Annotated in this window: 6 protein-coding genes; 1 reads left to right on the top strand and 5 read right to left on the bottom strand. The window is 47.7% G+C overall.

All coding sequences use genetic code 11. The annotated features are described in order from the left end of the window. From GY843_RS08710 to GY843_RS08690, 5 genes are all read right to left on the bottom strand, one after another. Positions 1-5,212, bottom strand: a 5,212-nt coding sequence (locus GY843_RS08710; protein ID WP_297308628.1) for a VCBS domain-containing protein, incomplete at its 3' end; no start/stop codon positions are given. Between the two features lie 18 nt (positions 5,213-5,230). After that, complete coding sequence (locus GY843_RS08705; protein WP_297308626.1) at positions 5,231-6,043, bottom strand: efflux RND transporter periplasmic adaptor subunit; 813 nt, start codon at positions 6,041-6,043, stop codon at positions 5,231-5,233. Between the two features lie 19 nt (positions 6,044-6,062). Continuing rightward, a complete protein-coding gene (locus tag GY843_RS08700) occupies positions 6,063-7,745 on the bottom strand; it encodes a TolC family protein (RefSeq protein WP_297308625.1) in 1,683 nt (560 codons plus the stop codon). A gap of 193 nt (positions 7,746-7,938) precedes the next feature. Next, a complete protein-coding gene (locus GY843_RS08695; RefSeq protein ID WP_297308623.1) occupies positions 7,939-8,247 on the bottom strand; it encodes a putative quinol monooxygenase in 309 nt (102 codons plus the stop codon). Between the two features lie 74 nt (positions 8,248-8,321). Beyond that, positions 8,322-9,335, bottom strand: a complete 1,014-nt coding sequence (locus tag GY843_RS08690) for an NAD(P)-dependent alcohol dehydrogenase (RefSeq protein WP_297308621.1) — start codon at positions 9,333-9,335, stop codon at positions 8,322-8,324. 242 nt (positions 9,336-9,577) lie between these two features. Between GY843_RS08690 and GY843_RS08685 the strand changes: the two genes are divergently transcribed. Continuing rightward, on the top strand, positions 9,578-9,970 hold the full coding sequence (locus GY843_RS08685) for a hypothetical protein (protein ID WP_297308619.1): 393 nt from the start codon (positions 9,578-9,580) through the stop codon (positions 9,968-9,970). Positions 9,971-10,171 lie beyond the last annotated feature (201 nt).

Here is a 10,171-nt window from a genome sequence, read left to right as displayed (position 1 = left end):
GCAGGGTATAGGTAAATATGTCGTCGAGGCTTTCACCTGCAGCAAGGGCATTAACATCGATGTTAGCGTTATCCAGGGTATAGGTGTAATCGCCGTTGCTTTGAATATTCAGCGTACCGTAGCTGCCGCTGAGCTCTGTGCCTATAGTGCTGGCATCAACTAAGTCGGCATCCGTATCACCTACCGCCAGACCGGCTACCACACTTGGGGTGTCGTAACTGAGCTGATCGGCACCCTCTGAATCAGTAATGGCGTTACCTGTGACTATGTCTGACGCAGGCTTCTCTTCAATGCTGTTGCTATCAGCCACGGCAATTGAAGCGCTATCTTCAATCAGGATATCCAGGGTAGCTGTTGTGGCACGGGCATTACTGTCAGTGACGGTAATGCTGATACTGTCTATTGCGTCACCTTCGCTATGGTCGATAGGCGTAGCGCTCGAGCTGATATAGTTGTACTGCACCTCACCGGTTGAATCGTCATAGTCGGTAACGGTCAGGGTGCCTCTTGTGGTGGTGACCGCGATAGGAGTTGTGCTCGCGGCGAGTAGTTCTGCTGCAGTAATTGCGGTGCTTTCGATAGTGAGTAGAGTAAGCCCATCAGCGGCTTCGATGGTAAAGCTCGCAGCGCTGATCTCCACCCCTTCCTGCGTGGTGATATCACCGTCAGCTGTATCGTTACTGTCGGTAATGGTGATAACCGGTTCATCGACACCGTTAACGGTAATGGTGATCAAGGCACTACTCAGACTACCGTCTGAGTCTTGCAGAGTGTAGGTAAAAATATCGTCGAGGCTTTCACCTTCTGCTAGAGCACTAACATCACTGTTAGTGTTATCTAACGTATAGGTGTAATCACCGTTGCTTTGAATATTCAGAGTACCGTAGCTGCCGCTGAGCTCTGTGCCTACGGTGCTGGCATCAACTAAATCAGCATCCGTATCACCTGCTGCCAGGCCTGCTATTGAACTTGGAGTATCGAAACTGGATTGGTCTGCACCAGCTTGATCGGTAATGGCGTTGCCAGTAACGGTGCTTACAGCCGGTTTTTCCTCAATGCTGTTGCTATCAGCGACAGCTGTTGGGCCACTGTCCTCAATCAGGATATCCAGGGTATCTGAAGTTGTTCGGGCATTAAGATCGGTAACAGTGATAGTAATGCTATCGATAGAATCTCCGGTGCGATGATCTATAGGTGATTCAATCGAAGAGGTGTAGTTATACAAGACCACCCCGGTGGTATCGTTATAGGCGATAACTGTCAGGGTACCTTTACTGGTATCGATACTAATTGGTGCCGTAGTTGTAGCAAGCAGTTCTGCTTCAGTAATGTCGGTGCCTTCAATAGTTAACCTATCCAAGCCATCTGCGGCTTCGATATTGAAGCTGGCAGCGCTGATCTCTACCCCTTCCTGCGTGGTGATATCTCCGTCAGCCGTATCGTTACTGTCGGTGATAGTGATAACCGGTTCATCGGTTCCGATAACCGTAATAGTGATCAAGGCACTACTCAGACTACCGTCTGAATCCTGCAGGGTGTAGGTATATATATCAGTGAGGCTTTCCCCCTCCATCAGTGAATTAACAACACTATTACTGTTATCCAGTGTATAGGTGTAATCCCCGTTACTTTGGATATTCAGAGTGCCGTAACTTCCCGTCAAATCAGTAGCAATCGTTGCAGCATCAACCAGGTCTGAACCTGTATCGCCCACCGCGAGCCCTGCTACTGTACTTGGGGTGTCAAAATTCAGTTGATCGGCACCTGGAGCATCGGTAATAGCATTGCCGGTAACTGTATCGGCTCCGGGTCTCTCTTCAATGCTGTTAACATCATCTATTGCGGTTGGGCTGCTATCCTGAGTCAGAATATCCAGGGTATCTGTTGCAGTACGGGCATTTGTATCGGTGATGGTAATAGTGATGGTGTCTAGAACATCACCTGTACTGTGGTCGATAGGTGTCGCGCTTGAGGTTATGTAGTCATACACGACGATCCCAGTGCTATCGTTGTATCCCGTGACAGTTAAGGTGCCTCTGCTGGTTGTAATAGCGATAGGTGTTGTGCCCGCTGCAAGTAGTTCTGCCTCAGTAATATCAGTGCTTTCGATGGTTAAGCGATCGAAGCCGTCATCAGTACTGATTGTGAAACTGGCGTCACTGATCTCTACACCTTCTTGGGTCGTAATATCACCCGCTTCGGTATCGTTGCTGTCTGTGATGGTAATCGTCGGCTCATCTACACCGTTAATGGTGATGTTTATCAGTGCATTAGTCTGACTTTCATCGGCATCTTGTAGGGTGTAGGTAAATGTATCGGTTAGGCTGTCACCTCTGCTGAGGGCGTTTACTGCAACATTGTCGCTATCCAGGGTGTAGGTATAACTACCGTCACTCTGGATGCTCAGAGTACCGTAAGTTCCCGTCAGATCCGTGTCAATCGTTGCGGCATCGGCTAAATTCGCGCTGGTATCCCCTGCAGCCAGCCCAACTACCGTGTTCGGTGTGTCATAGCTCAGTTGGTCTGCGCCTGCTCCATCGGTGATCGCGTTGCCGGTAACGGTATTTGTTGCGGGCCTTTCTTCAATGCTGTTGCTGTCGTCTACTGCGACTGAGGCACTGTCTTGTACCAGAATATCCAGAGAATCTGTTGCTATACGCGCATTAGTATCCGTAAGTGTGATACTGATGCTGTCGAGTGGATCGCCGGCGCGATGGTCGATAGGTGTCGCACTGGATGTGATGTAACTATATAGAACAATCCCGGTTGTATTATTGTATTCGGTGAGGGTGAGTGTGCCTCTGGTGGTAGTAATCTCAATGGGGGTGTCTCTCGTGGCAAGAAGTTCAGCCTCGGTAATATCAGTGCCTCCGATGTTTATACTATCGAAGCCGTCATCGGCACTGATGGTAAAACTAGCATCAATGATTTCGACCCCTTCCTGATTTGTGAGGTCTCCAGCAGTACCTGCATTGTCATCAGTGATAGTAATGGTCGGCTCATCCACCCCATTAATAGTTATGGTGATCAGGGCGTTCGTCTGACTTTCATCAGCATCTTGCAGGGTATAAGTAAATGTATCAGTGAGGCTTGAACCTCTGCTGAGGTTATCAACCGTATTATTATCGTTATCCAGCGTGTAGGTGTATGCCCCGTTACTCTGGATATTAAGCGTACCGTAATTGCCTGCGAGCTCGGTGGCTATAGTTGCTCCATCAACCAGATTGGCGCCGGTATCTCCCGCTGCGAGTCCAACGACGGTACTGGTCACATCGTAGCTCAGTTGATCAGCTCCCGCTGGATCGGTAATGGCATTTCCCGTGACAGTATTTGAACTGGCCTTTTCCTCAAGGCTGTTGCTGTCATCAACGGCGATTGAGGCGCTGTCCTCAATCAGGATATCCAGGTCATCTGTTGCGGTACGTGCATTAACATCGGTAACTGTGATGCTGATCGTGTCCAGTACATCCCCAGCGCGATGATCAATAGGTGTGGCACTAGATGAGTTGTAGTTGTAGAGGACCGTATCGGTAAGGTCGTTGTACGCGATAACCGTCAGGGTACCTCTGCTGGTGGTGATAGCAATAGGGGTTGTGCTGGAGGCAAGTAGCTCAGCCTCGGTAATATCTACGCCTTCAATGGTGAGTCGATCAAGCCCATCGTCAGCAGTGATGTTGAAGCTTTCCGCGATAAGCTCAACGCCCTCTTGAGTTGTGATATCTCCTGTGTCGCCAGCATTACTATCAGTAATAGTAATTGTGGGTTCATCTACGCCATTAATCGTAACGGTGATCAGGGCGTTACTTTCGCTACCATCGTCATCTGAGAGGGTGTAGGTAAACAAATCATTGATACTGTCACCTCTGGTTAGGGCTTGAACATCCACATGGGCAGTATTTAACGTGTAGGTAATAGTACCCGTTGCGGCGATTTCCAGCGTGCCATAAGTGCCAGATAACGGCGTATCTAAGGTGGCGCCATCTGAGAGGTTGGCTCCGGTAGCGCCGACAGCCAGTCCTACAACAGTGACAGGCAGGTCAGCACTCAGTGTATCATCTGTCAGTCCCCCTAAAATGACATTGTCGGAGAATGTGGCAGTGTCTTCTTCGATTGAAACCGTATCTGCTTCGGCAGTTGGAGTGGTATCGGTGATAAGGATATCGAGCGTGTCAGATGCCGTTCCCAGGGTACTGTCTGTGACATCAATGCTGATGCTATCGAGTATTTCACCGGAACTATGGTCAAAAGGTGTTCCCGTCGGGGTATAGCTGTAGGTAACTACACCCGTAGCTGAGTTGAAATCTGTAACAGCCAGAGAGCCATAAGTTGTTGGCACTGCAACCGGGTAGCTTCCTCCGACTATCTCTACACCTTCGATTTCGATTGATGTGACATCGTTAAGAGGTAAAACATTGAATGTTTGAGCAGTAAGCGTGCTGTCCTCTGAAACACTAATGTCCCCGCTGTCTCCTCCGTTCGAGTCGGTTATGCTTAAGCCAGCTTGCTCAATGGTAACAAGTATTCCGTCGATATCTATCTGCTTGTGATCATCACCTTGATAGTTTGAATTATCTGGGTTGTTAAGAATATGACTGGAAAAGTGCTGGCCTTCATCTCCAGCGGTGTCTAGGCCATTATTCAGAATGTGGTCGAAATCATGGCCGATCTCTTCGAGAAGCACAGACTGAATGGCTTCAGGTGTGGCTATGGAAAGCCATTGTTCATTCAGATAGATGGTTGCTTTGCCATCAGTACCGCTGGAACTGTACCCTCCCAATGCACCTGATAACGTAGTTGAATCAAGGAGCTTTACCTGAATATTGTACTCACCGTCGAGAACCGCGCTTTGTAGTTCAAGGGCATTAGTTTGCCATTCGGTACTGTCTGCATTGGCACTAAAAAAGTCGGCGGCTTGTTGCAGATAATTGGAATTGCTGAACCACTCATGAAGAGCGCTATGGGTTAATGCTTCGGCACTTTCAAGGTTTGCAGGGGGCTGCGAATCTGGATAGCTAACAAGGTTGGATTCGGAAACCTCATTTTCTACGACCGGGGAGATTGCTGGTGAGGGAGCGCTACTAATTTGCGTTTCCAGTGGAATTTCATCCACTACGGTGTCTGCGACCGCACCATCAAACATTAGACGTTGTTCCAGTCGCAGATTCCCTGGTGTTTGTCTTTTAAGTCGCTTTGGTGACGCAGTGGCTTTCATATCAATCTCTGTGGATGACTATTCTATCTTTGGCGGGGAGAGCGCTATTCTGCCGCTCATACCTGCCATCAATTCATTAAACTTACCATCGATGACCGCGAAGGCTTTGACCGATTGGCTGACGGGATCAACTTTGGCTGCTGTACGTATAAGTTTAGCTGGATAAGCTTTGCCTGTTTCATCAATGTGAACATTAAATTGATGATTTGGCTTGAGCCAGGCTAACCAGCGAGAAGGTACGATAAATACCAGTTCAAGGCTGGAATCATCGAAGATTTCCAGCAGGGGCTGGCCCGCTTGTACATATTGTTGTTCCTGGGCTTTCAACTCTTCAACCCGGCCTGAGAATGGTGCATAAAGGCTGCATTTGCCTAAGGTGGTTTGCAGGTAGCTGATATCGGCTCTAGCCTTTGTGACTTCTACCTGACTGTTTTTCAGCTCTACATTGCCTATGGCGCCTAGTTTGGCTAAGCGTTGGTTACCAGAAAGAGTATTCTGCGCCCCAGCTAGTGCTGCTTTTGCTTTGCGTAACTGCGCCGCCTGTAATGAACAGTCGAACTTGATCAGGGTTTGTTTCGCTTTGAACTTTTCCCCTTCCAGAACACTGATGCTTTTAATTTTGGCACCAAATTCGGCGGATAGGGTGGTAAACCGTTTGGGAGACAGTTGTGCGCGCATCTCCAGTTCGGGAATGACCGATTCTGCTGTCACTGTCGTGGGTATGAGTAATAGGAAACATAGAGCCGCAGTAAGGCTCCATATAACCGGCTTTAGTTGCCAGGAACTATACAAATTGCAACGGTGTAAAAAAGCAAACTTTGATAATGGCATACGCATACCTGACCAAGTCTTAGTAGGAAAGAACGGTCACCGGGCTATTAAGCGTTTTTTGTAGGACGCTCGCCAGGGTCAATGCTGATTTCTCTTTAAACGGACCGAATTGAACCAGATACAATCCGTTTTCATAACGGAGACTAGGTTTCGATACCACGTTCATAACACCTGGGATGGCCATTAACTTACGTTCAGTCTGGGCTTGCTTATCGCGAGCATTTTCCAGAACCTTGTATGCGCCTACCTGTAGCCATGCCAGTTGCTTCGGCTTACTGTCTTGCATTCGGATAAGAATGTCAGACTCTTCACTATTGGCTACACCAAAGAGATTCGGGTTCTTGAGATTGGCCTGAACCTGCTCTGTTAGAACGCTTAATGAGACGTTATCCAGATTGCCGATTCTTGGTTCCAGACCAACGGTAGCTTGAATACGTGATTCAGCTTCGTGAAGTTTTGCAATGGAGTGGTAGTACCTGACTTCACTCAGAATCGCTGTTACATCACTGGAGATACGGTCCAGTTCACTTGCTACCTGGCTTCTTTCCTTATTCAGAGCGATTTGGGCCAGTTGTTGGTCAACATCGTGGATCTCATTGGCACGTTTATGGGCTTTCAAAGCATCGCTATAGTCTTGAACAGCCAAGTGAACTTGAGCCAGCAGACTCATCTGTACAGCGATACGTTTTGCTACAGCCAGGTCGACTCCCAATTGAGTGGTACGTGAGTGCGCAGGAGCGGACAGGATGTCGAACAGGTTATAACTGACAAAGAGACCTGCATCCTGCCAGTTCTGGTTGGTCAGGAATTTATCGTCATCGTAGTGCAGGCCAGTGTTGAATGAAATGTTAGGTAGCAGTTTGAGCATTACCCGTTTGGTTTCAAGAACCGCAATACGGCTTTGATAGTGGTTAATGCGTAGGTCTGGGTTGTTGGTCAGTGCCAGTTTTTCCAAACGTTCAATCGGAACATTCAGCTTTATCGGGGCTCTGTAGTTGCTGGTGTCTATCTCAAATGTGCTGCCCGGTTTGGCACCAATCAAGCGGGTTAACTCATTACGTGCGGCAGATAGTTCCGCATTCACCTTTTCCAAAAGACGCAGGTTTTCTAACAGGTTTCGCTGGTAGCGTAACGCTTCTTCAGGGGGGCGGATATTTTCCAGACTGATCAGGCGTGAGCGCTGCAGAGCGGATTCACCAATCTTGATGGTGTTCTTTACTTTCTTTTCCAGTTTCTGAGCAGCCGCGGCTCTCCAGAAAGCTACTTCCACGTTTTGCACCAGAGAATGCATGACACGTCGTCTGCTCTCTGCGGCGATCATTACCCGGTCAGCATTTTCCTGAGCATTATAATAACCCAGTCCAAAATCGAGGAAGCTCCAATAAAAGTTCAGATCTGCTGTCGCACTCTGGTTTTCACTGCTGACAGTAGTTGCTGAGGCTGATGTTTGTCGGCTGTTACTGTTATTACGCCAGGAATACCCTGCTTCCGTGAGCAGTTTAGGCATCATGTCATACTGACCAGCCTGAAGCTTGCCAGTGGCTAGGGCGTGCTCGAATATTTTAACCCGGTGCTCGAAGTTATACTTCAGGGCACGGGCAATAGCCTCTTCCAGAGTGAGAGGTTTGCGAATGTTAGGGATGCTTCGTGTAGCGGAACGGTAGTCGCTGGCGTTGGTCAGGCTAATTTGTTCTTGATCCAAAGGTTTTGGAGCGACAGAACAACCGGCCAGAAAAAGTGAAACACAGGTCAGTATGAAGACCGTTAACCTGTTCGAAAATAATCTGAATTTATTGGCTCTTGTTGCCATCAACGTCTGTACTCACTGCCGTTGGAAATAACACCTACAAGTTTTGCAGGATATCAAACTAGCAATATCGGCCGCAATCTAAGAATCATGAGGGTTGAACAATTCTTAGTTTGACGGATTCCACGCTGCTTTTAACCTTGTCTCTGAATACCAGCATATGAGGAGCCGACAGATGTGTTTCCAATTCCTGAAGCGATTGCCAGCCTTCTAGAAGAGTAATTATGTCAGGGTCGCTAGGTTGAGTTCGGGGGAGATCAGTGTCCAGATCGACAAAGATATCGTAATGAATACATCCCTGTTCCTGCACGACCATAGGTTGGATCTGTTTTAGTTCAGCGATTACGCTGTCTCTATGGCCAGGTGCAGTAACTATTGTAGCGATTACTTTAAGCATCGATAAGTGCTCTTGGCTCTTGGTGTAAAGAGAGAGGCGGGTGTTATTTACAACAACCGCCTCATCACGAGTGATTAATCAGCTTCTATAACGACTTTGCCAAAGTGTTTGGCGGCAGCCATATGTTGATAAGCAAGCTTTGCATCGCTGAAGGAGAACGTTTTATCCACAACCGGTTGAATGTTGTGCTCAGCCATAAAGTCAGACAGTTCAGTCAGCATCTCTGTGCTACCAACATAGATACCCTGGATGCGTAACAGGTTAAAGATTGTCATTAAACTGATACTTGGGTTTTCCAATCCGCTGAGGATGCCGATGACTGAAACGGTGCCGTTTACCTTGGCGGAAGCGACTGATTTCTCGAAAGTCCCAGCACCGCCAACCTCAAGGACATTATCAACACCCTTACCAGCGGTGATTCTCAGTACTTCCTCTTCCCAGTCTGGATGAGTTTTATAGTTGATAATGTGGTCGGCACCCATCGTTTTGGCGCGTTCCAGTTTTTCATCGCTTGAAGAGGTGATGATGACCGTAGCGCCCTTAGCTTTTGCCAATTGCAGCCCGAAGATGGAAACTCCGCCGGTACCCAGTAATAGAATGGTGTCGCCTGCTTTGATCTCGCCAACGTTGACTAGGGCATGCCAGGCCGTTGTGGCTGCACAGGGTAGAGTGGCTGCTTCTGTGTATGACATATGCTCGGGTACTTTTACTGTACAGTCCTCTTGTAGGATGAAACTGTCAGCTAATACGCCGTCAATGGCTCCGCCAAGAGCAGAATTCAAACCTTTATCATCAATCTTTCCGTCAACCCAGTGCTGGAAAAAGTTACCCATAACCCGGTCACCTGCTTTAAAGCGGGTGACATTTTTACCAACACTGATAACTTCTCCTGCACCATCGGACATCGGCGTAATTGGGCGACTATCATTACGGACATAACCACCCATTGTGATCAGTAGGTCACGGTAGTTAAGAGAGCAGGCTTTCATCTTGACCAGAACTTCATTATCCCCCGGTGTTGGAGTGTCCAGTTCGGTCAGTTGGATGGCATCAATTCCTTCAGCTGTTTCTACCCGATATGCGCGCATGAGTTAACTCCTAAATAATAGCTGAAGGAAAGAGTGGCACGGCATCAGGATTTGGGCAATAAAGTGATAGGCAAATGGTTCTAAAGTACTGATGCAGATGAAATCGACTAGCTCCTAAGACGCTTTTTGTTAAGGTTGGGGAGTTGTATTGATATTGACTTTTCAATGGGAGATTTTGGGTTATTCTTTTAACGGTGGATGTCTTGTTTACTGGGTAGAGTTGTAGGAGTTAGCAAGTAGTTATGTATTCACTCGTTTTCCTGTTTTTTTCATTGTTTGTTGCCGAAGCGGTAGTCATGCTTCTGCTGGATATACTCGGTGTGCACTTAGGCGTGTTTTGGGTAGAAGCGCTGGTGGATGCAACGTTGATTGCTATTGTGACAGCATTCATTGTGCATATTCTGTATTCGCTGAAGCATCTTCAGTTGGGCAATGCAAAGTCTCTTGCTGCACTGGAAATTCAGGCTGCCGGAGTGGCTTTCTGTATTGAAGCATTGATTATGGTAGTGCTCTCTTTTGTCGAGGAAGGAGAATCTTTCGGTGTGGTTACTATGCTGTTGGATGCGCTCTGTTTCTCTGTTGCCACCACCCTAGTGATTTACCTTCTTATATATCGCCCTGATAAAGCAGATTAGCCTCGTGAATTAGGATAAATATTGTGCTGATCGAGCGGTCGATAGGTGAGTATTTAGGGGGAATTTATTGATCACAGAATTTAGTGAAAAATTACTTGATTCGATAAGCGGAACTGCCTATCATGCGCTCCGCTTATCTGGTGTGCCGGTATAGCTCAGTTGGTAGAGCAACTGACTTGTAATCAGTAGGTCCCGAGTTCG

This window comes from Neptuniibacter sp. (genome assembly GCF_024231755.1).
Lineage (GTDB): Bacteria > Pseudomonadota > Gammaproteobacteria > Pseudomonadales > Balneatricaceae > Neptuniibacter.
Note: the sequence above shows the minus strand (reverse complement) of the source record. Positions and strands in the feature narration are given on the sequence as shown.

Excerpts from the sequence above, each read along its gene's own strand:
- GY843_RS08695 (WP_297308623.1), bottom strand. The coding sequence starts at position 8,247 with ATGCTTAAAGTAATCGCTACAATAGTTACTGCACCTGGCCATAGAGAC.
- GY843_RS08690 (WP_297308621.1), bottom strand. The coding sequence starts at position 9,335 with ATGCGCGCATATCGGGTAGAAACAGCTGAAGGAATTGATGCCATCCAA.
- GY843_RS08685 (WP_297308619.1), top strand. The coding sequence starts at position 9,578 with ATGTATTCACTCGTTTTCCTGTTTTTTTCATTGTTTGTTGCCGAAGCG.
- GY843_RS08705 (WP_297308626.1), bottom strand. The coding sequence starts at position 6,043 with ATGCCATTATCAAAGTTTGCTTTTTTACACCGTTGCAATTTGTATAGT.